The organism is Curtobacterium flaccumfaciens (genome assembly GCF_013359815.1).
GTDB lineage: Bacteria > Actinomycetota > Actinomycetes > Actinomycetales > Microbacteriaceae > Curtobacterium > Curtobacterium flaccumfaciens.
Genome location: NZ_JABMCF010000036.1, coordinates 166120 through 192758 on the forward strand (window position 1 = coordinate 166120; position 26639 = coordinate 192758).

Consider the following 26639-nt stretch of genomic DNA (forward strand, 5'->3'; position numbering starts at 1 on the left):
CCGGACGCACGCCGGCACGAGCGGTCAGGCGCCGTCGAGGCGGCCGCCGGACTCCGTCAGGTAGCAGTTGGCGCAGAGCGACTCGTAGGCGACGTCGACGCCGTCGATCGCGACCTGGGAGCCGTCGAAGACGAACCGGCCGTCGACCGTGCGGGCGTTGAAGACCGCCTTGCGGCCGCAGCGGCAGATGGTCTTCAGCTCTTCGAGGGAGTGCGCGACCTCGAGCAGGCGGGCGCTGCCGGGGAACGCCTCGGTGCGGAAGTCCGTGCGGATGCCGTAGGTGATGACCGGGATCTCGTCGAGCACCGCGATGCGCAGCAGGTCGTCGACCTGACGCGGGGTGAGGAACTGCGCCTCGTCGACGAGCACGCAGCTGACGGGCCGCACCATGCCGTCCAAGCGGTCCGACTCGGGGTCGACGGCGCCTGCGGCGGAGACGGCCTGGCGCACGTCGGCGTCCGGCGAGAACACGATGTCGACGGTCCGGGTGACGCCGAGGCGGGAGACGATCTCACGGTCGCCCTTGGTGTCCACCGCGGGCTTGGCGAGCAGCACCCGGTGCCCGCGCTCCTCGTAGTTGTAGGCGGCCTGCAGCAAGCCCGTGCTCTTGCCGCTGTTCATCGCGCCGTAGCGGAAGTAGAGCTTCGCCACTACGCGAGGAACCCGTCCTCGGCGGCCCGACGGATGAGGTCGGACTTCTTCGAGGCGGGGCGGCCCACCTTGCTGTACTTCTCGCGCACGCGACGCAGGTAGGTCTTGGCGGTCTCGTACTGCACGTTCATCTGCGCGGCGACCTCGTTCGTCGAGTAGCCGGACACGTAGAGCCGCAGCGCCTCTTCCTCACCGGCGCTGAGCTTCGGCCGCTGGTGCGCGGCGGCACCCGTCGGCAGCGGACGCCACTCACGGGGCTGCGGGGTCTCGCGGGCGACGCCCATGATCTCGCGGGCGACGTCCATGACCTCGCGCATCGGCAGCGACTTCGACAGGAACGCCGCGGCGCCGGCGGCCAGGGCGCGGTCGCGGGACTCACGGCTGTCGACGCTCGAGAGCACAATGACCTTCGCTCCGGCGGCACGGCAGGTGCGGACGCGGGCCTCGATCGAGACCGGTTCCTTGAGCTGGAAGTCCAGGAACACCAGGTCGGTCGGGAAGCTGTCGCTGTGGACCATCTCGAGCCAGGTGTGCGCGGTCAGGGCCAGGTCGAAGTCGAACGCGTTCACCGCGATCCAGCTCGACAGGCTGTCCAGCAGCACCTCGTGGTCGTCGAGGATGGCCAGCCGCACACGTCGTGCTCCCGGGTTCGGGAGGGACGGCGACCCCTCCGAGAGCCTGTTCGGGTCAGTGCTGGTCATAGGAGAACCTTAGTGCGAGGGCGGAAGGGCGGACCGCGACGTCGAGGTCGGGGAACGTCACGCGGAGGACGGCGAAGTAGGGGTCGAAGGTGCGGTGGATGCCGATGTCGGAGTCCGCGACGGCGAGCTCCAGGTCGACGGACACACGAGCGGGTGCGGGTGCCTGCGCGGGCCGGGCCGCCGGGGCTGCCCGAGCCGCGGCGGCCGCCGGGGCAGCGGGGCCCGCGTGGTCCGCCGGGCGGGCCCCGGGCGCCGGGTCCGCCAGGGTGTCCGCTCGTCGCACCGTCGCGCGGAAGCCGGCCGGGTCGACGGTCGAGGCTCGGAGGGCCGCACGGACGAACGTGCGGACGACCGCCCGCTGGTCGGTGTCGAGCGTCGCGATCAGGCCGTCGGGATCGTCGACCACCGGCGCCTGGCCGCCGTCGACCCGGACGGCGTGCTCGAACCAGGTGCGGTCGGCGTCGGCGACCATGGACGCGCGGATGCCGTCGGCGATCGCACGGGCACGGGCACGGTCGGCGTCGGTGATGACGTCGCGTGTGCGGAGCTCGGCGAAGAACGGGGCGACGTCGCGGGACAGGATCGTCGAGCGGTCCTGCTGCACGCTCGCCGCGATGCCGTCCCGCTCGGCGCGTGCGACGGAGTACGACCCGGCGCGGATCTGCACCCGTTCGGCGAGCCCCGCGAAGGTCCAGGCGAACACCGCGGACGCGGCGGTCAGCACGAGCGTCGGCGCCGAGGCCAGGAACGCCGCGACGGCGACCGGCACCTCGTGCGGGAACTCCGCAGCACCGGCGCCCCAGGTCACGGCGTTCACCGCGGCCAGCACGAGCCCGCCGATCGTCAGGTCGGTCCACGGACGGTACGGCGCGACCATGACGATGCCGGTCGCCGTGATCAGGGACATGAAGTCGTTCAGGGCGCTGCGGTCCGGTCCCCACTGCGCGGCGACGCTCGTCACCGACGCCAGGCCGAGCAACCCGACGTGCGCGACGAACGCCGACCGCGGGAACGGCGCACGGAACGGGCTCGAGGCAGCGAGCACCACCACCGCCGAGGCCGCGACGAGCAGCACGGTGAGGGCGCTGAGCGTGGGGCTGCCCACGACGTCGCGGTCGAAGATCGACACGAGCAGGGCCCAGACGACGCTGCCGGCCCCGAGCACGACGGCCAGGGGTCGCGACCCCATCGCGCCGAGCGGGTCGTACTGCTGCGCGGTGCGGCGGGGCCCCGGACCGGACCCGAGCCGCTGCCGGATCGCGTTCATCGCTCGGTCCCCCGGCCGTCGCTGACCGCCGGCACGGTGACCGCGCCGGTGACCGGTCCGTACGGCACGGTCATCATCACGCTCGTGCCGGAACCGGGCGACGACCAGATCTGGACGTCACCGCCGACCCGGCCGATCCGCTCTCGCACCGAACCGCGGAGGCCCATCCGGTCGGCTCCGGTGGCGTCCTCGTCGAACCCACGACCGTCGTCGACGACCATGACGGTGCAGGACGCGCTGTCGTCGAACACGCTGACCTCTGCGGCGTCGGTCCCCGCGTGCTTCCGCACGTTGGCCAGGCACTGGCCGACGGCCCGGACGACCGCCGACAGCGCACGCTGGTCCAGGCGCTCGAGCGCGGAGGTGTCACCCGAGACGGTCACGTCGAGTCCGAGCGTCCGGTGCTCGTCGACCATGGTGCCGAACGCCTCGGCCGCGGCCCCGGGACGCGGGCGGGCGGCCGGCGCGAGCCACCCCTTGCCGGTGAGCACCGCGACGTCGGCGTCGACCGTCTCGGCGAGGTGCGGGTCCATCGGGCCGTCCGGCGCGAGGGCGATCGCGCCGAGGTGGTTGAGCACGGTGTCGTGCAGGATCGCGGACGCCTCGGCCTCGACCCCGGCGCGGTAGGCGGACACGTGTTCTTCGCGCGCCGAGCGCAGGAGCTCGGGCTGCACCCGTTCGCTCCGCCCCGTGCTGCGGGTCGTGAAGAGCACGAGCGCGACAACGAAGCCCAGGGTGACCCAGGCCAGGATGAGCGGACGGGGCGACTGGTCGGCCTGCACGATGGCGATCCAGGTCGCGATTCGTCCGGTCAGGAAGCCCACGAAGGACCACAGCACGACGCGGCTCGGCACGGCGCCGGCTCCCCCGACCAGGATGAGCGGGATCACGACGAGGGACATCAGGTACGAGGTCACCCACCCGGTCGGCACCTGCTGCTGGACCCCGACGGCGAACCACCAGGCGCAGACGCCACCGACAGCCAGGAACGCGATCGCGGAGACCCGGGTGCCGAACTGCACGTGCACGCCGATCATGGCGAGCATCGGGACGACAGCCAGCGCCGTGCCGACGACCCGCACCCCGGGCTCGGACAGGCCGTAGAGCACCAGCGTGATGGCCGCGGCCAACAGCGAGCCGATGGCGCCGGCGTGGAATGCGCGCACGGTCGACCACGCGTTCACTCGCGGTGCGAGGTGCGTGGGGATGCCGAGCACGAGGTGGATCCTTCCGGGTGGCGAGGGCGCCGTCCACGATCCAACCACCGGAGCAGCGGCCGTGTACCCCGAATCCGGGGCCGTGCGGCGACCCGCACGATGATAGCGGCCCGGACCGGGGTCTTGCTGTCCCCCGAACGTGGACCGGACACGGCCCGGACGGACGCCCCTCAGAACAGCGTCTGCGCCGCAGCCGGCCGGAGCAGCCGCTGGTCGAACCCGGGGTCGGCGCGCTTCAGCGGCGACACCGTCGGCACCGACTGCTCCTGCGGCAGCGCCTGCGGCCCGCCCGTGCCCAGCCCCTGCGGCATCCCCGGCTGCAGCGTTCGCGGTTCCGAGAAGCCCATCGACCCCGTCGCCGGGTCCACGCGCCCCAGTCCGACCCCGTGCGCCGCCAGGATCGGGCGGATGCGCTCCGACAGCCACCGTCGGTAGTCCTTCGGCGCGTAGGTGTTGTCGAGGTACATCGCTCGGTACCGCTGCACCAGGTCGGGTCGCTCGCGGCCGAGCCACTCGAACCACCACGGCTTGACGCCCGGCCGCAGGTGCAGCGCCGAGTACATGATGCTCGTCGCGCCGGCCGCGGTCGCCCGACCGATGGCGTCGTCGAGGTGCGCCCGGGTGTCGGTGATGTACGGCAGCACCGGCATCAGGAACACGGCGCAGTCGAGCCCCGCGTCGCGGATGGCCCGCACGGTCGCCAGCCGGGCCGACGTCGTCGGGGTGCCGGACTCGACCGACTGCTGCAGCGAGTCGTCGTACACGGCGATCGACATCGCGAGGTCGACCGGCACCACCTTCGCCGCCTCGGCCAGCAGCGGCAGGTCGCGGCGCAGCAGTGTGCCCTTCGTGAGGATGCTGAACGGGGTGCGCGACTCCGCCAGCGCCTCGATCACCCCGGGCATCAACCGGTACCGCCCCTCGGCACGCTGGTACGGGTCGGTGTTCGTGCCGAGCGCCACCGGGTGGCGGTCCCACGAGGGCTTGCCGAGCTCACGACGCAGCACGTCGGCGACGTTCGTCTTCACCACGATCTGCTGGTCGAAGTCGGCGCCGCCGTCGAACTCCAGGTACGTGTGGGTCGGGCGGGCGAAGCAGTACACGCAGGCGTGGCTGCACCCGCGGTACGGGTTGATCGTCCAGCCGTACGTGCCCGACCCGTCCGCGCTCGGCACCCGGTTCAGAGCGCTCTTCGCCAGGACCTCGTGGAAGGTCACCCCGGCGAACTCGGGCGTCGTCACACTCCGGACGAACCCGCTGTTCGATTCCATCCCGGGCAGCGCGTCGCTCTGCTCGGCGTCGATCGCCTGTCCACTCCACCGCATGCCGTCATTCGAACACACGTTCGAACAGACCGCAAACCGGCGCGGACAACGACCGGCCTCAGTGGTGCAGGCCGAGCACCTTCGCCGTGCGCTTGAGCGTGGCGTCGGCCAGAGCCGGGTCGTCCCCGAGGTCCTGCCCGTAGGTCGGCACCATCGCGCGGACGTCGTCCTGCCAGCCGTCCCACCGGTCCGGGAAGCACCGGCGCAGCATCGTGAGCATGATCGGCACGGCGGTCGAGGCACCCGGCGACGCCCCGAGCAGGCCGGCGATCGAGCCGTCGGCGGCGGTGATGACCTCGGTGCCGAACTGCAGCACACCGCCCTTGTCCTTGTCGGGCTTGATCACCTGGACACGCTGCCCCGCGGTGATGCGGTGCCAGTTCTCGGGCTCGGCGCTCGGCATGAAGTCGCGGAGCGCCTCGAACTTGGTGTGCTTCGACGCGAGGAGCTGGCCGACCAGGTAGCGGACCAGGTCGAAGTTCGAGAACGCGACGCTCAGCATCGGGCGGAGGTTGTGCGGTCGGATCGAGCGGAACAGGTCGAGGACCGAGCCCTGCTTCAGGAACTTCGGGCTGAACCCCGCGTACGGCCCGAACATCAGCGACGACCCACCGTCGACGATGCGGGTGTCGAGGTGCGGCACCGACATCGGCGGGGCACCGACGCTGGCCTTGCCGTAGACCTTGGCGGAGTGCTTCTGCACCACCTCGGGGTCGTCGGTGCGCAGGAACTCGCCCGACACCGGGAAGCCGCCGTAGCCGCGGATCTCCGGGATGCCGGACTTCTGCAGCAGGTGCAGGGCTCCGCCACCGGCGCCGACGAAGACGAACTTCGCGGCGATGCGCTGCGTCGACCGGCCGATCTCGTTGCGCACGTTGAGCACCCAGCCCTCGGACACCTTCGAGCGGGTCAGGTTGGTGACCTGGTGCGAGGGCTCGAACTCGACACCGTCGATCTCGAGCTGGTCGAAGAGCTGGCGGGTGAGCGACCCGAAGTCGACGTCCGAGCCGGCTGCCGAGTAGGTCGCCGCGATCGGCTGGTCCTTCTTGCGGCCGGGGATGAGCGCCGGCGCCCACTTCCGGATCTGCGCCGGGTCGTCCGAGAACTCGATGCCCGCGAAGAGCGGGTGGTCCCGCATGGCCTCGTACCGGGCGCGCATGTAGGCGACGTTGGCCTCGCCCCACACGAAGGAGATGTGCGGCGTGGGGTTGATGAAGTTCGTGGGCTCCGGCAGCACGCCGGTCTCGACCAGGTGCGCCCAGAACTGCCGCGAGACCTGGAACTGCTCGTTGACCGTGACGGCCTTCGCGATGTCGACGCGGCCGTCCGGCAGTTCCGGCGTGTAGTTCAGCTCGCACAGTGCCGAGTGGCCGGTGCCCGCGTTGTTCCACGGGTTCGAGGACTCCTGCGCCACCGTGCCGAGCCGCTCGTACACGCGGATCTTCCAGCTCGGCTCGAGCTTGTGGATGATGGCCCCGAGCGTGGCACTCATGATGCCTCCGCCGATCAGGACGACGTCGATGGGGTCCACCTGCTGCTCTGCCACCCGTCGATCCTACCGGCGGCATCCGACAGACGGACAGGAGGCCCGTGGCGGTGTCGCCACGGGCCTCCTGTCCGTCTGCTGGTCGCGCTCGGGGCGCGCTACGCGTCGACGGAGCGGCGCGCGACGATCGTCTCGGCGATCTGCACCGCGTTGAGCGCGGCGCCCTTCCGCAGGTTGTCGTTGCTGACGAACAGCACGAGGCCGCGGCCCTCGGGCGCGGACTGGTCGGCGCGGATGCGGCCGACGAACGCCGGGTCCTGGCCGGCGGCCTGCAGCGGGGTCGGGACGTCGGAGAGCTCGACACCGGGCGCGCTCGACAGGATCTCGGTCGCACGCTCGGGCGACAGCGGACGCTCGAACTCGGCGTGCACCGAGATGGAGTGCCCGGTGAACACGGGGACGCGCACGCAGGTGCCGGCGACGAGCAGGTCGGGCAGCTCGAGGATCTTCCGGCTCTCGTTGCGGAGCTTCTTCTCCTCGTCGGTCTCACCCAGGCCGTCCTCGACGATGCTGCCGGCGAGCGGCACGACGTCGAAGGCGATCGGACGGACGTACTTGACGGGCTCGGGGAACGTCACGGCGGATCCGTCGTGCGTCAGCGCAGCGGTGTCCTGCTCGAGCGCGGCCTTCGCCTGGCCCAGGAGTTCCTCGACCCCGGCGAGCCCGGAACCCGAGACCGCCTGGTAGGTCGTCGCGACCAGGCGGCGGAGCCCGGACTCGGTGTCGAGCACCTTGAGCACCGGCATGATCGCCATGGTCGTGCAGTTCGGGTTCGCGATGATCCCCTTCGGCGCCTGGTCGATGGCGTGCGGGTTCACCTCGCTCACGACGAGCGGGACGTCGGGGTCCATGCGCCAGGCGCTCGAGTTGTCGACGACGAGTGCCCCGGCGGCGGCGAACTTCGGCGCGAGGGCCCGCGAGGCGGTGGCCCCGGCGGAGAACAGCGCGATGTCGATGCCGGACGGGTCGGCGAGCTCGGAGTCCTCGACCACGATCTGCTCGCCCCGGAACGGCAGCGTCGTGCCGGCGGAACGGGCGCTCGCGAAGAAGCGGACCCGGTCGGCCGGGAACGCGCGCTCTTCGAGCAGGCGACGCATCACGGCGCCGACCTGGCCGGTGGCGCCGACGACGGCGACGGTGAGGGTGCTCATGCGGTGCTCCTGGTGGTTCAGCGGATCGACGGTTCGGCGGGCGTCAGCGGCCGGTGCCGGCGTAGACGACGGCCTCGGCGTCGGCGTCGAGGCCGAACGCGCTGTGCACGACGCGCATCGCCTCGTTCAGGGTGTCGGCGCGGGTGACGACCGAGATGCGGATCTCGGACGTGGAGATCATCTCGATGTTGATCGACGCGTCGTGCAGGGCGCGGAACAGCTGCGCCGAGACGCCGGCGTTCGTGCGCATGCCGGCGCCGACCAGGGCGAGCTTGCCGATCTGGTCGTCGTACTGGATGCTCTCGTAGCCGATGTCGGCCTTCGCGACCTCGAGCGCCGTCAGCACGGTCTGGCCCTGGTCCTTCGGCAGGGTGAACGAGATGTCCGTCCGCCCGGTCGACGCCGCCGACACGTTCTGGACGATCATGTCGATGTTCGCCCCGGCGCGTGCCACGTTGGTGAAGATCTCGGCGGCCTTGCCCGGCTGGTCCGGGACCCCCACGACGGTGATCTTGCCCTCGGAGAGGTCTCCGGCGATCCCGGTGATGATCGGTTCTTCCACGGTTTCCCCCTCGGCAGGGTTGTAGACGATGGTGCCCTCGTTGTTGTTGAACGAGGACCGGACGTGCAGGGTGACGCCGTGCCGCCGGGCGTACTCGACGGCGCGGATGTACAGGACCTTGGCACCCGAGGCTGCGAGCTCGAGCATCTCCTCGCTGGTGACGCGGTCGACCTTGCGGGCCTTCGGCACGACGCGGGGGTCGGCGGTGAAGATGCCGTCGACGTCGGTGTAGATCTCGCAGACGTCGGCGTCGAGTGCTGCGGCGAGGGCGACGGCGGTGGTGTCCGAGCCGCCGCGGCCGAGCGTGGTGATCTCGCCCGTGGTGCGGTTGAAGCCCTGGAACCCGGCGACGATCGCGACGTGGCCGGAGTCGAGCGCCTCGCGCACGCGCTTCGGGGTGACGTCGACGATGCGCGCCTTGCCGTGCTGGGCGTCGGTGAGCATGCCGGCCTGGCTGCCGGTGTAAGACGACGCTTCGACCCCGAGGCTCTTGATCGCCATCGCGAGCAGCGCCATCGAGATGCGCTCCCCCGCGGTCAGGAGCATGTCGAGCTCACGCCCGGCGGGGATCGGCGTGACGGAGTGCGCCAGGTCGACGAGTTCGTCGGTGGTGTCGCCCATCGCCGACACTGCCACGACCACGTCGTTGCCGGCCTTCTTCGTCTCGACGATCCGCTTCGCCACGCGCTTGATGCTCTCGGCGTCCGCGACGGATGAACCACCGAACTTCTGCACGATCAAGGCCACTGGCTGGTACTCCCGGAGACGGCGACACCGCGAGGTCACGCGGTCTCACAATGGTAGTCGGTGTTTCGGGGATGTTGCGTGCGAGCGGGCCCCGACGCAAGGATCCTGCGTGGCGGTCAGCCGCCGACGACGCGGCGCCCTTCGAAGGCACGACCGAGCGTGACCTCGTCGGCGTACTCCAGGTCGCCGCCGACGGGCAGCCCCGACGCGAGCCGCGTGGTGCGGATGCCCATCGGGACGAGCAGCCGGCTGAGGTAGGTCGCCGTCGCCTCGCCCTCGAGGTTGGGATCGGTCGCGATGATGACCTCGGCCACGGTGCCGTCGGCCAGACGTGTCATGAGCTGCTGGATGCGGAGGTCGTCCGGTCCGATGCCGTCGATCGGGCTGATCGCCCCACCGAGCACGTGGTACAGCCCGCGGAACTCGCGGGTGCGCTCGATCGCCGCGACGTCCTTCGCCTCTTCCACGACGCAGATCGTGGCCGGCGAGCGGCGCGGGTCGCGGCAGATGCTGCACTGGACGTTCTCGGTGACGTTGCCGCAGATCTCGCAGAAGCGGACCCGCTCCTTGACGTCGGCGAGCAGCTCGGACAGCCGGCTCGGGTCGAACGACTCGGTCTGCAGGATGTGGAAGGCGATGCGCTGCGCCGACTTCGGGCCGATGCCGGGCAGGCGACCGAACTCGTCGATGAGGTCCTGGACGATCCCGTCGTACATCAGGCACCGTCCTGGTGGAGAGCGGTCTCCTCGATGAACTGGGCGTTGAGGATCTCACGCACGACGGCCTCGCCGTACCGGCCGGCGACCGGGGCGCGGCGTGCGGGCGGTGCGGTGCGCGCGGGTGCGGCGGTCGGCTGGGCCGCGCGCTGCGGTGCGGGCTGCTGCGCCGGGGCTGCCTGCGCCGCGGCTGCCGGCCCGGCGGCTGCGGGCGCTGCGCCGCGTCCGATCCCCGGGTCGGGGAACGGGGCACCGTCGTCGTACGGTTCGTCGTCGAGTGGGTAGTCGTCGACCGGGACGCCCGGCACGACGGGACCGCCGGGAGGCACGGCTCCCGCTCCGGACGCCGCCTGCGGCCCCGGGGTGGTCGGGCCGTCGGGCTGCCCGGCCGTGGCAGCGCCCCGTCGCGCGGGTGCGGCCGACGGTGTCGGCTCGGTCGGCTGGGGCGTGCTCGTCTCGGCGGGGGCGACCGGCGCGGACGCCGGCACGGTGCCGAAGGGTGCTGCCCAGCTGGGCTCGACGGACTCCGGGACGGCGTCAGCGGTGGGGTCGCTGGCGGGGATCGTCGCGACCGCCCAGTCCGTCACCGGCGCACCGGATGGAGCGGGGGCCGGTTCGGCCGGTGCCTGGTCGCGCTGCGGGGCGGACGCGGTCGGCGCTGCCTTCGGCTCCGGCGAGGACTTCGGCGCCGGCGCGGACTTCGGCGCGGGCGCTGCCGTCGGCGCAGGAGGTGCCGTCGACTCGGGTGCTGCCGACGCGGCCTTCGGCTCGGCGGCAGGGGCAGCCGTCGGCGTGGGCTCACCAGCGGAAGCCGGCGCCGGGGACTCCGGTGCTGCGGGCGCCGGCGCCGGCGCCGGGGCCGGGGCCGGGGCCGGGGTCGCGGCGGCGGGCGCCTGGGCAGCGGGCGCCGGACGCTGGGCCGGTGCGGCGGCCTGCGGTGCCGGAGCCGACTGCTGCTGCTGCTGCTGGGGACGCTGCTGCTGTCCGGGCCCGCGGGCGACGAACTTCACCCGGAGCCCGAGGACGTCCACGATGGCGGCGCGCAGCAGTTCGCTGACGCTGGCCGACGGGTCGGACATCTCCTTGAACGAGGCGACGTCCTGCTGGCTCGGGAACGTCAGCGTCAGCACGTCGTCGCGGAGCGCGGTGACCTGCGCCGTGACGACCACCGACCACGCCGAACGCTTGGCGTGCTGCACGTGCTCGACGATCTGCGGCCAGGAGTCGCGCATCTGCTGGAAGCCGACGGCACCGACGGTCCGGACGGCGGGCTCGTCACCGATCGTCGTGCCCTGACCGGTGGACGACGGGCTGACCGGCTCGGCCGCGGGCTTCGAGGGCTCGGACTTCGAGGGATCCGGCTTCGAGGGCTCGGACTTCGCGGGCTCGGCCGAGGTCTGTCCGGGCGCTCCAGGAGTGCTCGGAGCGACCGCTGCCCACGACGCTGCGGCGTCGCGGGCCACGGCTCCGGAGTCGGCCTGCGGCGCGGCGGGCTGCTCGACGGGACGCTCGGGCGTCGCACGAGCCGCTGCCGGAGCGGGCGTCGGGGCGAGGGAGGGAGCAGCCGCTGCGGGAGCCGCGGCTGCCGGCTGCTCACGACGCGGTGCAGCGGCGACGGCGGGAGCGGACTGCTCGCCGGCGCCGACCTGGTGTCCACCGGCGTCGTGTCCACCGACGTCGCCCACCCCGACACGACGTTCCAGGCGCTCGACCCGGGCGAGGGCTCCGCGCTGGGTGTCGTCGGCCTCGGGCACGAGCATGCGGGCCGTCATGAGCTCGAGGTGCAACCGGGGCGAGGTCGCGCCGGTCATCTCGGTGAGGGCACGGTTCGCGATGTCGGCGGAGCGGGAGAGCCCGGTCGCGCCGAAGACCCCGGCCTGGCGGCTCATGGTGTCGAGTTCTTCCGGTGAGACCCCGCGCAGGACGGCGGCGGCGCTCTCGTTCGTCGCCGCGACGACGATCAGGTCACGCAGGCGCTCGAGCAGGTCCTCGACGAAGCGGCGGGGGTCCTGTCCGGTCTGCACGACGCGGTCGATCGCGGCGAACGCGGACGCCGGGTCGGCGACGGCCAGGGCGTCGACGACGTCGTCGAGCAGGGCGGCGTCGGTGTAGCCGAGCAGGGCCACGGCACGCTCGTAGGCGATCGCACCGTCTTCGCTGCCGGCCATCAGCTGGTCGAGCAGCGACAGGGTGTCACGGACGGATCCACCGCCGGCACGCACCACCAGGGGCAGGACGCCGGGGGCCACCGACACGGACTCCTGCGTGCAGAGCTGCTCGATGTACTCGAGCATCACCGCGGGCGGGACGAGCCGGAACGGGTAGTGGTGGGTGCGCGACCGGATGGTGCCGATGACCTTCTCGGGCTCGGTCGTCGCGAAGATGAACTTGACGTGCTCCGGCGGTTCCTCGACCAGCTTGAGCAGTGCGTTGAAGCCCTGCGGCGTCACCATGTGCGCTTCGTCGAGGATGAAGATCTTGTAGCGGTCGCGAGCCGGCGCGAACACGGCACGGTCGCGCAGGTCACGCGCGTCGTCGACGCCGTTGTGGCTCGCGGCGTCGATCTCGATGACGTCGAGCGAACCGCTGCCGTCGCGGGCGAGTTCCACGCAGCTCGGGCAGACGCCGCACGGGGTGTCGGTCGGGCCCTCGGCGCAGTTCAGGCAGCGCGCCAGGATGCGGGCCGACGTCGTCTTGCCGCAGCCACGGGGCCCGCTGAACAGGTAGGCGTGGTTGACGCGGTTCGTGCGGAGCGCCGTGCGGAGCGGGTCGGTGACCTGCGACTGCCCGATCAGCTCGGCGAAGTTCTCGGGCCGGTAACGGCGATACAGGGCGGTGACCACGCGACAAGGGTAGCCGTCACGACCGACAACCCGCGTGCCCGTCCACAGGTCGTCCTGCCGGGCCGGACCACCCGTCGGCGGTGGGCCGAGCGCCCGGACGGCACCGCGCCTCCCGTCCGTCTGGTCGACGGGCGGGAGGCGCGGTGTGTGACGCTGGTGCGGACTCAGCCGCGGGTGCGGCGACGGAGCCTGCCGGCGAGGCGGGAGAGCCCCAGCAGCAGGAACCCGAGGGCCACCAGGCCCGCCGCGGTGCCGGCGATCGGGACGACGTCCGCGCCGGTCCAGGCGAGGGTACCGGTGCCGTTGCCGGAGCCACCGATCCCGGTGCCGGAGCCGTTCCCGGAGCCACCGCCGATGCCGGAGCCGTTCCCGGAGCCGTTTCCGGTCCCGGTGCCGGAGCCGCCGCCGGTCCCCGGCGTCCCGGGCAGACCGGGCGCACCCGGCGTTCCGGGGGCCCCGGGCGTCCCGGGCGTTCCGGGCGTCCCGGGCGTTCCGGGCGTCCCCGGCGTGCCGGGCGTGCCCGGCTCCTCCGGGTCGACGGCATCGTCCATGACCATGACGCGGAGCATCTGCGCCTGCGAGGTGAACCCGCCGACCGACTGGGTGACGCGCAGCATGTGGCCGCCGACCGGCAGCCCCACCATGACCCACCACTCGCCGTCCTCGTCAGCCGTCGTGGCGACCGCATCGCGGCCCATCGGCTGCACGGTGACGGTCGCGCCGGGCTCGGCGGTGCCCGTGACCATCAGGTCGTGGTCGCCGTCCTCGTCCGCCATGTACTGCGAACCCGGTGTCGGCGAGGTGACCGCGAGCGGCTCCAGGGTGTCGACCACGATCGGCACCTGGGGCGCCGCGGAGGTCGTGCCGTTCACCGACTGCGTGGCGCTGATCGTCCACTCCCCCTCGGGGACGCGCTCGAACACAACGCTCCACGCCCCCTCGTCGTCGGCGGTGGTGGTGCGGACCTGCCCGGTGGACAGGGACACCGTCACCGCGGCGCCAGGGGTGGCCTGACCGGTCACCGTGAACGAGCCGGTGTCACCGAAGCCGTCCGCCTGGATGAGCTGCCCGGCGTCGGGGCTCGTGATGACGATGCCCGTCTCCTGCGCAGCCACGACCGTGACGTCGGCGGTCACCGGGTCGGAGGTCCGACCGCCGACCGTCTGCGTCACCGACACCGTGTGGTCCCCGAGGGGGACGCCACCGATCGTGACCGTCCACGAACCGTCGTCGCCGGCGGTCGTCGTGGCGGTCCGGCCGTCGACGTCGACCGTGACGGTCGCGCCGGGCTCGGCGGTGCCGCTCACCGGGACCGACGTCGTCGACCCCGTGGTCGGGAATGCCTGGCCGTCGGTCGGGCTCGAGATGACGACCGGCGTCGCGGCCGTCACGGTGAAGCCGACCTGCGGAGCGTCGGTGTTGGCACCGTCGACCGTCTGGCTGGCGGCGACCGTGTGGGATCCCTCGGCGACGTCCCGCACCGTCACGGACCACGTACCGTCGTCGTCCGCGGTCGTGGCGACCGCGGTGCCGTCGTCGATGCGGACCGAGACAGCGGCGTTCGGTGCGGAGGTACCGGTCACCCGCACGTCGGTCGAACCGCCGAGCACCCGGTAGTCGGTGCCGTCGGCTGGGCTGGTCACGACGATCGCGTCCGCGGCGGCGACCACGACGGTCACGTCGCGCTCGATCGCATCGGACGTCGTGCCGTTCACGACCTGGGTGACGACGAGCGTGTGGTCCCCCGCCGGCACGTCGGCCAGCGTGGTCTCCCACCGTCCGTCGGTGCCGACACGGACCACGACCGGGTCGGCGTCGTCGAGGACGACGCGGACCGACGCGCCGGGCTGGCCCTCGCCGCCGACCGGGACGGTCGCGGTGGGGTCGGTGCTCGGCACGGTGAACGTGGTGTCGTCGGCCGGTGCGGTGACCGTCAGCGCGGCACCGGGTGCCACGGTGAAGGTGCTGCGCACCGCCGCGGACGTCGAGCCGTCGACCGTCTGGGTCGCCCGGATCGTGTGCTCGCCGACGGTGGTGTCCGGCAGGTCGACGCTCCAGGTACCGGCGTCGGTCGCGGTCACGGTCCGGGCGTCGCCGCCGTCGATCGTGACACGGACCTCGGCACCGGGCTCGGCAGCCCCCGCGGCGGTGAGGGTCGCGACGGAGTCACGCTGGGCGACCCGGATCGTGGTGCCGTCCGCCGGGGTGGCGATCGTGATCGGGTCGGCGACGAGGACGCGGACGTCCACCGTCACCGGCGCGGACTCGGTGCCGTCGATGCGCTGCGTGACGCTCACGGTCGTCGTGCCGGCCGGCACACCGGGGACCGAGACGCTCCACGCGCCGTCGTCGTCCGCGGTGGTCGACTCGGTGCGACCGTCGCCCAGGTCGACCACGATGGTCGCGCCCGGCTCGGCGGTGCCGGCGACGTCGACCGTCGTCGTGCCGTCCCCGTCGGCGACCGTGTACTCCTGGTCGGCCGTCGGCTCGGTGATGACGACGGGCGCGCCCGCCTCGATCTCGAAGGTCGTCTCGACCGGCGTGGTCGAGGTCGAGCCGTCCACGGTCTGCGTCACCTCGACGGTGTGCTCGCCGACACCGAGGTCCGGCACGTCGACGCTCCACGAGCCGTCGTCACCGGCGGTGACCTCGACGGGGTCGCGGTCGTCGACGGTGACCGTCACCGTGGCGCCGGGCTGGGCGTCACCGGCGACCGTCACGGTCGTCGTCGCGTCGCCGTCGGCCACCGTGACCGGGTCGTCGCCGGGCTCACGGATGGTGAGGTCCGCGGCGGCGACCACGGACACCGGTCGTTCGACCGCCGCGCTCGTGGTGCCGTTCAGGGCCTGCGTGACCGAGGCCGTGAACGAACCGGTCGGCACGTCCTCGACCGTGGTCGCCCAGCGGCCGTCCTCGTCCACGGTCGCCGTGGCGGTCCCGCCGTCGCCGAGGTCGACCGTGACGGTCGCGCCCGGCTCACCGGTGCCCGCGAAGTCGACCCCGGTGGTGGCGTCGTCGTCCGCCACCGTGACGGTGGTGGCACCGCGCGGGGTGGACACGACGAGCGGGGCTCCGGCACGGACCGACACCGCCGCAGTCACCGGCGTCGAGGTCTGCCCGCCGACGACCTGCGTCGCGGTGACGCGGTGGTCACCGACCGGGACGTCCTGGAAGGTGGTCTCCCACCGGCCGTCCTCGTCCGCGGTCACCGTCTCGGTCTCGCCGGTCGAGACCCGGACCGTCACCTCGGCGTCGGGCTGCGCCCGACCGGTCACCTCGACGTCGGCGGTGCCGGACGTGTCGGCGACCGTCAGGACGTCGCCGTCCTCCGGGGTCACGATGGCGAGCGCGGTCCCGGCCCGCACCGTGACGGTCTGGTCCGGACTGGAGGCGGTGGTCCCGCCGACCGTCTGGCTGGCGGTGAGCGTCGGGGTCCCGACACCGACCCCACCGAACGTGACCGTCCAGTCGCCGTCCGCGTCCGCGGTGGTGGTCGCCTCGTCGTCGCCGAGTCGCACCGTCACCGGCGCGCCCGGCTCCGCCGAACCCGTGACGACGACGTCGCGCGTCGCGTCCGCGTCCGGCACGAGCAGGACCGCGTCGGTCCCCGGTGCGGTGATCGTGACGGCGTCGGCGGCCTCGATCGTGACCGTGCGCTCGACCGGGTCGGAGGTGCGCGGGTCGGAGACGGCGCCGGCCAGGGTCTGGGTGACCGCGACCTGGTGCTCGTCGACGCCGAGGTCGGGGAACGTGACCGACCACGTGCCGTCGGCACCGACCGTCGTCTCCTGGTCCTCGGAGCCGGCGAGGGTCGCCGTGACGGCGGCGCCGGGCTGGCCGGTGCCGGTGACCGTGACGTCGCGCTCGACGTCCGGACCGGCGACCGTGATCGGGTCCGTGGCCGGACCGGTGATCGTCAGCGCGTTGGCCGTGACGACCTCGAAGGTGATCGGGACGGCGCTCGTCACGACGTCCTCGACCTCCTGGCTGGCGGACGCCGTGTACACGCCGGTCGGGGCGAGACCGGTGGCGTCGACCGCCCACCGCCCGTCGTCGTCAGCCGTGGTGGTGAACCGGGTGCCGGGGCCGACCGAGACGGTCACCGCGGCGCCGGGCTCGGCCGTGCCGGTGATCCGGACGGTCGCGGTGGCGTCGGCGTCGACCACGACGAAGCGTGCGCCGCTCGCCGGGGTGTCGATGACGATGGCGTTGCCGGGGACCACGGTGAAGTCACGCGTGACCACCGGGCCGTCGGTGCCGTTCACGGTCTGCACGGCCTCGACGGTGTGCTCGCCGATGCCGAGCTGCGTGGTCGGGAGCTCCCAGTTGCCGGCCGTGTCCGTGACGACCTCGACGGGGTCGCCCTCGTCGATCGTGACGGCGACGGTCGCGCCGGGCTCCGCGGTGCCGCGGACGACCACGTTGGCCTGCCCACCGGTGCCGGCGGGCACCTGCTGGGCGTCACCCGGTGCCACGATGACGAGCTCGTCGCCGGCCTCGACCGCGAAGTCACGGTCGACCGGTGCCGAGGTCGCGCCGTGGACGGTCTGGGTGACCGTCGCGGTGTGGTCGCCGGTGCCGACGTCGGTGAGGACCACCGACCAGGCGCCCTGCGGGTTCGCGGTGGTGGACACCGCGTCGCCGTCGTCCAGGACGACCTCGATGCGGGCACCGGGCTGCGCGGTGCCCCGCACGGTGACGTCGACGACGGAGTCGTCGGTCGCGACCGTGACGGTGGCGTCCTGCGCCGGAGCGGTGACGGCGAGCGGGGCGCCCGCCTGCACCGTGACGACCTGGCGGACGGCCGGCGAGGTGGTCCCGCCGACGGTCTGCGTCGCCGAGATCGTGTACCGACCGACCGGGACGTCGGTGACGGTCAGCGTCCAGGTGCCGTCGTCGTCGGCCGTCGTGGTGGCGGTCAGTCCGTCGCCGAGCGAGACCCGCACCTCGGCGCCGGCCTCGGCCGTGCCGGCCAGGTCGAGGTCGGTGGTGGTGTCGGCGTCGAGGACCGTGACCACGTCGCCGTCCGCGGGCGCGGTGATCGCGAGCGGGTCGCCCGCCTCGACGGTGAAGGTGGTCTCCACCGGGCCGGACGTGGTGCCGTCGACGCTCTGACGCGCCGTGGCGGTGCGCTCCCCGACCGGGACGTCGGCGAAGGTCGTCGTCCAGGCGCCGTCCTCGTCCGCGGTGACCGCGGCGGTGAAGGAACCACCGATGCCGACGGTGACCCGGGCGTTCGGGGCCGCCGAGCCGGACACCGTCACCGGGGTGGTCGAGCTGTCGTCGGCGACGGTGATGGTGCTGCCGTCGGCCGGCTCGTCGATGGTGAGCGCGGGGGCCGCCGTCACGGTGAAGTCCCGGGTGACCGCGGCGCTCGTGGTGCCGCCGACGGTCTGGGTGACCTCGGCCGAGTACTCCCCGGCCGGGACGTCCGTGACGCTCGTCGACCAGGTGCCGTCGGCGTTCGCGCGGGTGGTGGCGGTCAGGCCGTCACCGAGGTCGACGTCGACGCGGGCACCGGCCTGTGCGCTGCCGGAGAACGGGACGGACCGGGTGTCGCCGGCGAGCGGGAAGTCCTGGTCAGCCGTGGGGGTGTCGACGGTCAGGCCGGCTGCGGCCACGACCCGGAAGGACCGAGTCACGGGTGCCGAGGTCGTGTCGCCGACGGTCTGCGTGACGCTCGCCGTCTGCTCGCCGACCGGGACCTCGGGAACGGTGATGCTCCAGGCGCCGGCGTCGTCCGCCGTGCCCGTCGCGGTCACGCCGCCGCCGAGGTCGAGGTCGATGCGCGCGTTCGCCGTCGCGGTGCCCGTCAGGGTGACCGGGGCGGTCTCCCCCGTGGTGATGAAGGTCTGACCGGCCGTCGGGGTGGTGATCGTCAGTGCGCGCTGGGCGACGACGGAGAACTCCTGCGTCGCGCTGCCTGCTGCGGTGCCGCCGACCGTCTGGGTCGCGGTCGCGGTGTACGCACCGGTGGGGACGTCCGCGATGGTCGTCGTCCAGGTCCCGTCGGCAGCGACGGTCGCGGTGCCGGTCAGGTCCCCGCCGAGGCTGACGGCCACGGCGGCACCGGGCTCGCCGGCTCCGCTCACGACGACGCTGCGGGTCGAGTTCGCCGACGGCACGGTGAACTGCTGTCCGGCCGTGGGTGCCGTGATGGTCGGAGCCGCGAACGCCGTGGCGCGCACGGTCGAGGTGGCGAGGTCCACGGTGGCGACGTTCGCCCCGGGGAGCACGGAGAGCCGCAGGGCGTGCACGCTCCGCGATCCGGTGTCGTACCCGCGGGGGTCGCGGAAGCCGGAGGTGTCCTGCGCGTTCACGGTGAGGTCGACGACCTGACGGAGCAGCAGCACGACGGGGCTCAGCAGCGTGGAGACGGCCGAGGTCGTGGCCGTGAGCGTCGTGCCGAGGTTCGTCAGGGCCGTCCCCGTCACCAGGGGACGCACGATGGTCTGCAGTGCCGGGATGACGACGGTGTTGACCGCCGGGGCGAGCAGGGTGCCGAGCACGTTCAGCCCCAGGGGTCCACCGGTCGCCGTCACCGTGGCGGTGGCGGGTGACGTGCCGGCGAGGGCGCCGAGCGTGGTGTCCGCGCGGAGGGCCAGTGCGGTGAGCGGGATGCCCGCGAGGTTGACGTTCGCGGTGACGTTCACCCGCACGGCGGTCGAGTTGATCGTGTTGACGACCGCCGTCTGCAGTGCGGTCGGCAGCTGGGTGCCGAGGATCGTCGTGATGCTCCGGTTGATCGAGGCCACGGCCGCCTCGGTCAGCACCGGCGTGTTCGCCGGCTGGCCGTTCAGCGTGGTCAGCTGGTCGAGGTCGACCGTGATCGCGCCCGTCGCCGGTGTGATCGTCACGGCGCCGTCGGTCAGGGGTTCCTGCAGGACCCGGGTCAGGGTGTCGTCGAGGTTCAGGTCCACGGCCGCGGTGACGTTCGTGCCGTTGACGTTCACCAGGCCGAGGCTCGTGCCACGGAGCAGCCGCTGGATGTCGGCGGTCAGGGCGGTCGTGGTGCCGGAGAGGGCCCCGTCCGCGCCGACCGCGGAGTTCACCGTGCCCGAGAAGGTGCGCAGGTCGTTCCGGAGCGCGGTGCTGAGTCCGGCGACCGCGGGGCTCGTCAGGTCCAGCTCCGCACCGGCGATGCGGTAGTCGGTCGTCGTCTCGACCGCGGTGCCGCGCGTCGCCTGGATCCGGGAAGCCAGGGCACCGATCTCCAGCTGCGCGTTCGACAGCACCGTGGTGTCGGCGCCGACGCGCGAGAACAGCGGGTTGAGGTCGAGCGTCGCGGCGCCGGTGCCCGACCCCGTGCCGACCCCGATGCCGCCGTCGTTCGTCAGGAGCCCCGACGACGCGGTCGCGCCCGTGGCCGAGGTCGTGGCGTACTGACCGTCGACGCCGAGGGTCAGGATGCCGTTCGGGCCGAGCAGGTCGACGTCGTTGCCGAGGTCCACCCCGACGGCGTTGAGCGCCGTCAGGTTGAGTGGCTGGTTCGTGGTGCCGCCGCCCGAGGTCGCCCCCCGCGCGGAGTACGCGCCGCCGAGCTGGGCAACCGCATCGGCGTCGACGATGCCCGAGCCGCTGAGCAGCAGCCCCTCGGCCTCGGCGACGTCGTTCTGGGCGGCCGCAGCGGGTTGGATCGCCACGGTGGCGGCGATGAGCGCCGTCACCGTGGCGACGACGCCGCCGCGCAGGAGGAACCGCCGACCGTCCGTCGCTCGTCCTCGAGCTCGGCCGTCGGCGCGGGTGATCCGTCGTGTCCGTTCGTCCGCTGCGGAGGGTACGGGGGTACCGGGCAGCGACGCGTGCCTGCGCATGCGTGTCTCTTTTCCTGGCGGGCGCGCCCGCCACCTGATCCTCGGAATCCACCGCTGGTGAGGCGGCGGAGGCTCCTCCGCTGGTGAGGCGGTGGAGGGTTGGAATCCTGGTTGGGGATTCCTGAGGCAGATCTTTACACATGATCAGGAAGCTGTCCGCAAGCATCGACGAAAAAGGACGCGAGACCTCCCGAACGGGGGCGGACACCGGGGAGCCGACTCGACCCGGAACGAAGAAGACTCCTCACGCACCCGCCAGAGCCTGGTTACCCTTGCTGCGTTTCCGCCCTGGGGGAGTTGGCCTGGATGGCGTCACGTGAGGAGCCGCCGAGAAGTCTACCGGACGCAACGGGCAGACTCGAACACATGAAGATCGCCATCGCCGGAGGACACGGCCAGATCGCCCTGCTCCTCGCCCGCCAGATCACCGACGCCGGCCACGACGCCGTCGCGATCGTCCGCAACCCCGCGCACGTGGCCGACGTCGAGCAACAGGGCGCGCGTGCGATCGTCGCCGACCTGGAGCAGCTCGGCGACGACGACCTCGCGCTCCGCCTGCGCGGTGTCGATGCCGTGGTGTTCGCCGCCGGTGCCGGGCCGAACAGCGGCGCCGAACGGAAGCTCACCGTCGACCGTGACGGTGCGATCCTGCTCGCCGACGCCGCCGAGCGTGCCGGCATCGAGCGCTACGTGATGATCTCCGCGATGGCGGCCGACACCTACGACCCCGAGCTCGCCGTCGTGCCCGCGCAGGACGACGCCGCGGTGTTCCAGGTCTACCTGCGGGCGAAGGCCGAGGCGGACGCGAACTTGCGGGCCCGACGCCTCCGCTGGACGATCGTGCGTCCCGGCGGCCTGCTCGACACGCCGCCGCAGGGCACGGTCCACGTCGGCCGGACGGTGCCGCGCGGCTCGATCCCCCGCGCGGACGTCGCGACCGTCGTCCTGCACGCACTGCTCGACGACGCCGCGGTCGGCGTGCAGTTCGAGGTCACCAGCGGCGACACCCCGATACCGGCGGCGCTGAACGCGCTCACCTGACCCGTCGGTGCCGCCCGCACCGTGCGCGCTTCGTCACACCGTGCGAGCTCCTCGCCGAAGGTGCCGGGCCGCGCACCGTGCGCACCTGCTCACGCCGTGCGGACTTCCACGCCCCGTGCCGCGCCACAAGCGCGCACCCAACAGGCAACCCCGCACCATGCGCCGGACGCGACCCACGGACGGACGGGAGGCCCGGAACCAGCCCGCCCCGCGCCTCCCGTCCGCACCGTGCGCACCTGCTCACCCCGTGCGCACTTCCGCGCCCCGTGCCGCGCTGCAAGCGCGCACCCAACAGGCAACCCCGCACCAGCCCACGAACACCGCACCATGCGCCGGACGCGACCCACGGACGGACGGGAGGCACGGAGCCAGCCTGCCCCGCGCCTCCCGTCCGCACCGTGCGCACCTACTCACCCCGTGCGGACTTCCGCGCCCCGTGCCGCGCTGCAAGCGCGCACCCACCAGGCAACCCCGCACCTGCCCACGAACACCGCACCGTGCCGCCGCAACGCCCCGACGCCGCGCCGCACCGCGACGGCACGCGTCAGAGCGCGACCGCAGCCGACTGCCGGGCGATCTCGAGCTCCTCGTTCGTCGGGATCACGAGCACCGCGACCCGGGAGCCGTCGGTGGAGATGCGGCGGGCGTCCCGCGACGCCAGCTCGTTGCGGTCCGGATCGATCTCGATGCCCAGGTGTTCGAGCCCCGCGAGCACGCGTCGCCGCAGCAGCGCGTTGTTCTCGCCGACCCCCGCGGTGAACACGACCGCGTCGAGCCCACCGAGCTGCGCCGTGTAGGCGCCCACGTAGCGACGGATGCGGTGGCGGTACACGGCGAGCGCCGCCTCCGCCTGCTCGTCGCCCTTGGTGGCGGCGTCCTGCACGTCGCGCATGTCGCCGTTGCCGGTCAGGCCGAGCAGACCGGACCGCTTGTTGAGCATGGTGTCGAGCTCGTCGAAGGTCATCCCGGCCTCGCGGTGCAGGTGGATGAGCACCGCGGGGTCGAGGTCACCGGAGCGGGTGCCCATGACGAGCCCCTCGAGCGGGGTGAGGCCCATCGAGGTCTCGATGGACTTGCCGCCGTCGATCGCCGCGACCGAGGCGCCGTTGCCCAGGTGCAGCACGATCGTCTTGAGCTCGCCGAGCGGCCGGTCGAGGAACTCCGCGGCCTGCTCGGAGACGTACTTGTGGCTGGTGCCGTGCATGCCGTAGCGGCGGATCCCGTACTCGGCGGCCAGGTCGGCTGGGATCGCGTACGTGTACGCGTGCGGCGGCATCGTCTGGTGGAACGCGGTGTCGAACACGGCGACGTGCGGGACGTCCGAGAAGACCTGCTTCGCGGCCCGGATCCCCTCGAGGTTCGCGGGGTTGTGCAGCGGGGCGAGGCTGTTGAGGTCCTCGATCTGCTGCTCGACCTGGTCCGTGACGACCGTCGCACGGTCGAAGGTGGTGCCGCCGTGCACGACGCGGTGGCCGACGACGGCGGGCGGGTGCTCGTCGAACGACGGGCCGACCTTCGCGAACGCGTCGATCATCGCCTGGAACCCGGCCGCGTGGTCGGGCACCGACGCGGCGTCGTTCGACGAGGACTCCCCCGTCAGCGCGTTGGTGTGCTTCCAGGCCCCGGCGGACTCGCCGATGCGCTCGACGAGCCCGGAGGCGAGCGTGCGCTCGTCCTCGAGTTCGATGAGCTGGTACTTGAACGAACTCGAGCCGGAGTTGACGACGAGGGCTGCGGTCACGGGGTGGTCACTTTCTGTCGGGCCTGGAGGCGCGGTGCGGGTCGGGCGGTCAGGCCGCGTCGGTCGCGGTGCCGGCCTGGATCGCGGTGATCGCGACGGTGTTCACGATGTCGCCCACCAGGGCGCCCCGCGACAGGTCGTTGATCGGCTTGCGCAGGCCCTGCAGGACCGGGCCGATCGCCACGGCGCCGGCCGAGCGCTGGACGGCCTTGTACGTGTTGTTGCCGGTGTTGAGGTCCGGGAAGATGAACACCGTCGCCCGACCCGCGACCGGCGAGTCCGGCATCTTGGTCGACGCGACCGTGGGGTCGGCTGCAGCGTCGTACTGGATCGGGCCCTCGACGAGCAGGTCGGGTCGGCGTTCCCGCACGAACGCGGTGCCGGCGCGCACCTTGTCGACGTCGGCGCCGGAGCCGCTGTCGCCGGTGGAGTAGCTGAGCATCGCGACGCGGGGGTCGATGCCGAACTGGGTCGCGGTCTCGGCGGACGAGATCGCGATGTCGGCGAGCTGCTCGCTCGTCGGGTCCGGGATCACCGCGCAGTCGCCGTAGACGAGCACGCGGTCGGCGAGCGCCATCAGGAACACGCTCGACACGATCGATGTGTCCGGACGGGTCTTGATGATCTCGAACGACGGCCGGATGGTGTGCGCCGTGGTGTGCTTCGCGCCGGAGACCATGCCGTCGGCGAGCCCGAGCTGCACCATCATCGTGCCGAAGTACGAGACGTCGGTGACGGTGTCGCGGGCGAGCTCGATCGACATCCCCTTGTGGGCGCGGAGCCGGGTGTACTCCTCGGCGAAGCGCTCACGCAGCTCGGGGTCGAACGGCGAGACGAGCTGCGCGGCCTCGAGGTCGAGGCCGAGCTCGGTCGCCCGCGTCCGGATCGCTGCGGGGTCGCCGAGGATCGTCAGCTCGCAGACCTGGCGCTGCAGCAGGGTGGAGGCGGCACGGAGGATGCGGTCGTCCTCGCCCTCGGGCAGGACGATGCGCTTGCCGTAGCTGCGCGCCCGGTCGAGCAGGCCGTGCTCGAACATGAGCGGGGTGACGACCCCGGACGGGGCGAGCTGCAGGCGGTCGCGCAGGGCCTCGGCGTCGACGTGCTGCTCGAACAGGGCGAGCGCGAGGTCGGCCTTCCGGGGCGAGTCGGCGGCCAGGCGGCCACGGGTCTGGGTGATCCGGAGGGCGGTGTCGTACGTGCCGAGGTCGTTCTGCGCGATCGGCAGCGAGCTCGACAGGCCCTCGAGCAGCCGCGACACCTGCGGGGCGATCTCGAACCCGCCGTTCAGGATGACGCCGGCCAGGCTCGGGAACGTCTCGGACTGGTTGGCGAGCAGTGTGGCGATGAGGACGTCGCTCCGGTCACCGGGGACGACGACGATGCCGCCCTCGATCAGCCGGGGCAGCACGTTCTCCATGCTCATGCCCGCGACGACGGTACCGAGGGCCTCGCGGTCGAGCAGGGCGTCGTCACCGCGGACCAGGGTGGCGCCGGTGGCCTGCAGCAGGGCGCGGACCGTCGGGGCGACGAGCACGCGGTCCTCGGGGATCGCCCACACCGGCACGTCGGGGTGGTCGTCGTGCACGGCCTGCTCGACGCTCGTCACGATGGCGGCGAGGGCGTCCGGGTCGGCACGGTTCACCACGACGCCGAACAGCTGCGCGTGTGCCGCCCGCAGCTCGCTGGTCGTGACGTCCGCCACCTGCGCCATGCCCTCGGGGGTGCGGGCCGCACGTTCGGCGGCGTCGCGGCCACCCAGCACGAGGAGCACCGGAGCGCCGAGGTTCGCGGCGACCTTCGCGTTGAAGGACAGCTCGGTGGGGCTGCCCACGTCGGTGTAGTCGGACCCGAGCACCACGACGGCGTCGCACTGCCGCTCGACCTGGGCGAACCGGGTGACGATGGTGCCGAGGGCCGCCTCGGGGTCGGCGTGCACGTCGTCGTAGGTGACCCCGACCGCGTCGTCGTACGAGATGCCGACGGCCGTGTGCTGCAGCAGCAGCTCGAGCACGTAGTCGGGTTCGACGACCGATCTGGCGACTGGCCGGAACACGCCGACGCGGCCGACGGACCGGGCGAGGGTCTCGAGGACACCGAGGGCGACGGTGCTCTTGCCCGTGTGCCCTTCTGCTGACGTGATGTAGATGCGGGTCGACACGAGGCCCAGGGTAGTCGCCGGACATGTCACGACATCTGGGAGCACCGGCGCCGACGACACGCGGTCGTGAGCACCGCGCAGAACCTGTACCATTGGGTGTCGCCGTCGCGAGACGGTGTCAGGAGAATTCGCCTAGTGGCCTATGGCGCACGCTTGGAAAGCGTGTTGGGTGCAAGCCCTCGGGGGTTCGAATCCCCCATTCTCCGCAGCGAGCAAGGCCGAACAACCACGAAGGACCCGCACCGATCGGTGCGGGTCCTTCGTGGTTGTGCTCATGAAGGCGCCGTGGTCCCCCACCCTGCGGACGAGCGCGTGCCCTGTTCCCCCTCGGTTGGCCGGGAAACGCCGACCAGGGGTGGAACGGGCTGTCCCCGGTACCCGTCGGTCGCCTATGCTGGCCGAGCGAACGGCTCCGGGACGAGCCGACCGCGGTGCATCGAGCGGCAGGGGCGTCGCTCGGAGGGCGTGCTGATCAGCGTGCCCGGAACACCCGAGGGGACGAGGAGACGCGCCATGGGGGACACCACCGTGCCCGCAGTGCCCGTGCGGCCCGCCGTCTTCGACACGGTCCTCCGTCCGCGCCGGTCCCTCGTCCGTTCCACCGCGCTGAGCATCGCCTTCTCTGCCGTACCGCTCGCCGTCGCCCTGGTCTGGGTCTCGTTCCCGTTCCGCACGTGGGCCGTGTTCGCCGGCATCGTCGTCGCGATGGCCGCGGCCGTCGGCATCGTGTTCGTCCGACTGCACACCGCGTTCATCGGGATCGACGACGACGGCCTGACGATCCGCGGGGTCCTCACGGCGCACCGGCGGATCCCCCGCGAGCGCGTGCACAGCCTGGTGCTCGCCACGACCTTCGGCTCGTCGGTGGACCGGACCGTCCGGGAACTCGTCGCCTTCGACCGGACCGGCACCCACCTCTTCCGGCTCCGTGCCGACGTGTGGGGGGACGACGGGCTCGACCGGGTCGTCGACGCGCTCGGCGTGCAGGTCGTCGAGGATGCTCGACCGGTCTCCGCCCGCACCTTCGCGAAGCGCTACCCGACGAGCCGCGCCTGGTACGAGCAGCGGTCGGCGTTCCTGCTCGTCGGCGGCCTCGTCGTACTGGTCGTCGGCGGGCTGCTCGCCGTCGAGTTCGCCGGCCTCGACGCCCGCTGACCCA

At 72.7% G+C, this 26639-nt stretch carries 15 protein-coding genes, 1 tRNA gene and 1 other RNA gene; 3 read left to right on the top strand and 14 right to left on the bottom strand.

Going from position 1 to position 26639, the window contains the following annotated elements; all coding sequences use genetic code 11:
• Positions 1–24 precede the first annotated feature (24 nt).
• The 12 genes from HP445_RS08920 to ffs all read right to left on the bottom strand — a co-directional run bounded on the left by HP445_RS08920 (position 25) and on the right by ffs (position 20869).
• Positions 25–651 carry a thymidine kinase gene (locus HP445_RS08920; RefSeq protein ID WP_111022274.1) on the bottom strand — a complete coding sequence of 209 codons (627 nt, stop codon included), beginning with the start codon at positions 649–651 and terminating at the stop codon, positions 25–27.
• On the bottom strand, positions 651–1352 hold the full coding sequence (locus HP445_RS08925) for a response regulator transcription factor (protein WP_035808846.1): 702 nt from the start codon (positions 1350–1352) through the stop codon (positions 651–653). Before HP445_RS08925 ends, HP445_RS08920 begins: the two co-directional genes overlap by 1 nt.
• The gene (locus tag HP445_RS08930) at positions 1339–2619 is read right to left on the bottom strand and encodes a hypothetical protein (RefSeq protein WP_128781014.1); all 1281 of its coding nucleotides are present in this window, start codon (positions 2617–2619) and stop codon (positions 1339–1341) included. The genes HP445_RS08925 and HP445_RS08930 overlap by 14 nt, the downstream gene beginning before the upstream one ends.
• Positions 2616–3836, bottom strand: a complete 1221-nt coding sequence (locus HP445_RS08935; RefSeq protein WP_128781013.1) for a sensor histidine kinase — start codon at positions 3834–3836, stop codon at positions 2616–2618. The genes HP445_RS08930 and HP445_RS08935 overlap by 4 nt, the downstream gene beginning before the upstream one ends.
• 170 nt (positions 3837–4006) lie before the next feature.
• Entirely contained in the window at positions 4007–5161 is a 1155-nt protein-coding gene (locus tag HP445_RS08940; protein ID WP_111110237.1) for an Rv2578c family radical SAM protein, read from the bottom strand.
• A 58-nt stretch (positions 5162–5219) separates the two neighbouring features.
• On the bottom strand, positions 5220–6707 hold the full coding sequence (locus tag HP445_RS08945) for a malate:quinone oxidoreductase (protein WP_128781012.1): 1488 nt from the start codon (positions 6705–6707) through the stop codon (positions 5220–5222).
• Positions 6708–6805: 98 nt separating this feature from the next.
• A complete protein-coding gene (locus HP445_RS08950) occupies positions 6806–7858 on the bottom strand; it encodes an aspartate-semialdehyde dehydrogenase (protein WP_071405015.1) in 1053 nt (350 codons plus the stop codon).
• Between the two features lie 43 nt (positions 7859–7901).
• Positions 7902–9167 carry an aspartate kinase gene (locus HP445_RS08955; RefSeq protein WP_017888681.1) on the bottom strand — a complete coding sequence of 422 codons (1266 nt, stop codon included), beginning with the start codon at positions 9165–9167 and terminating at the stop codon, positions 7902–7904.
• A gap of 116 nt (positions 9168–9283) precedes the next feature.
• Positions 9284–9883 (bottom strand): recombination mediator RecR, encoded by a 600-nt coding sequence (gene recR, locus HP445_RS08960; RefSeq protein WP_017888680.1) that lies wholly within the window; start codon positions 9881–9883, stop codon positions 9284–9286.
• Positions 9883–12726, bottom strand: a complete 2844-nt coding sequence (locus tag HP445_RS08965; protein WP_128781011.1) for a DNA polymerase III subunit gamma and tau — start codon at positions 12724–12726, stop codon at positions 9883–9885. Before HP445_RS08965 ends, recR begins: the two co-directional genes overlap by 1 nt.
• 164 nt (positions 12727–12890) lie before the next feature.
• Entirely contained in the window at positions 12891–20540 is a 7650-nt protein-coding gene (locus tag HP445_RS08970) for a choice-of-anchor G family protein (protein ID WP_128781010.1), read from the bottom strand.
• A gap of 232 nt (positions 20541–20772) precedes the next feature.
• Positions 20773–20869, bottom strand: an RNA gene (ffs, locus tag HP445_RS08975) — signal recognition particle sRNA small type.
• Between the two features lie 37 nt (positions 20870–20906).
• Between ffs and HP445_RS08980 the strand changes: the two genes are divergently transcribed.
• Positions 20907–21581, top strand: a complete 675-nt coding sequence (locus HP445_RS08980; protein ID WP_071405018.1) for an SDR family oxidoreductase — start codon at positions 20907–20909, stop codon at positions 21579–21581.
• Between the two features lie 544 nt (positions 21582–22125).
• Here HP445_RS08980 and HP445_RS08985 read toward each other — a convergent pair.
• Together HP445_RS08985 and pta are read right to left on the bottom strand one after the other, a co-directional pair.
• Positions 22126–23322 carry an acetate/propionate family kinase gene (locus tag HP445_RS08985; protein WP_128781009.1) on the bottom strand — a complete coding sequence of 399 codons (1197 nt, stop codon included), beginning with the start codon at positions 23320–23322 and terminating at the stop codon, positions 22126–22128.
• Between the two features lie 49 nt (positions 23323–23371).
• The gene (pta, locus tag HP445_RS08990) at positions 23372–25480 is read right to left on the bottom strand and encodes a phosphate acetyltransferase (RefSeq protein WP_071405020.1); all 2109 of its coding nucleotides are present in this window, start codon (positions 25478–25480) and stop codon (positions 23372–23374) included.
• A gap of 121 nt (positions 25481–25601) precedes the next feature.
• On the opposite strand from pta, the gene HP445_RS08995 reads away from it, so the two are divergent.
• Together HP445_RS08995 and HP445_RS09000 are read left to right on the top strand one after the other, a co-directional pair.
• A tRNA-Ser gene (locus HP445_RS08995) sits at positions 25602–25686 on the top strand.
• 307 nt (positions 25687–25993) lie between these two features.
• A complete protein-coding gene (locus HP445_RS09000; protein WP_111031974.1) occupies positions 25994–26635 on the top strand; it encodes a YdbT family protein in 642 nt (213 codons plus the stop codon).
• Positions 26636–26639 lie beyond the last annotated feature (4 nt).

Coding starts and splice junctions, on each gene's coding strand:
- HP445_RS08940 (WP_111110237.1), bottom strand. CDS start 5,161: ATGCGGTGGAGTGGACAGGCGATCGACGCCGAGCAGAGCGACGCGCTG.
- HP445_RS08930 (WP_128781014.1), bottom strand. CDS start 2,619: ATGAACGCGATCCGGCAGCGGCTCGGGTCCGGTCCGGGGCCCCGCCGC.
- HP445_RS08980 (WP_071405018.1), top strand. CDS start 20,907: ATGAAGATCGCCATCGCCGGAGGACACGGCCAGATCGCCCTGCTCCTC.
- recR (WP_017888680.1), bottom strand. CDS start 9,883: ATGTACGACGGGATCGTCCAGGACCTCATCGACGAGTTCGGTCGCCTG.
- HP445_RS08925 (WP_035808846.1), bottom strand. CDS start 1,352: ATGACCAGCACTGACCCGAACAGGCTCTCGGAGGGGTCGCCGTCCCTC.
- HP445_RS09000 (WP_111031974.1), top strand. CDS start 25,994: ATGGGGGACACCACCGTGCCCGCAGTGCCCGTGCGGCCCGCCGTCTTC.
- HP445_RS08970 (WP_128781010.1), bottom strand. CDS start 20,540: ATGCGCAGGCACGCGTCGCTGCCCGGTACCCCCGTACCCTCCGCAGCG.
- HP445_RS08950 (WP_071405015.1), bottom strand. CDS start 7,858: ATGAGCACCCTCACCGTCGCCGTCGTCGGCGCCACCGGCCAGGTCGGC.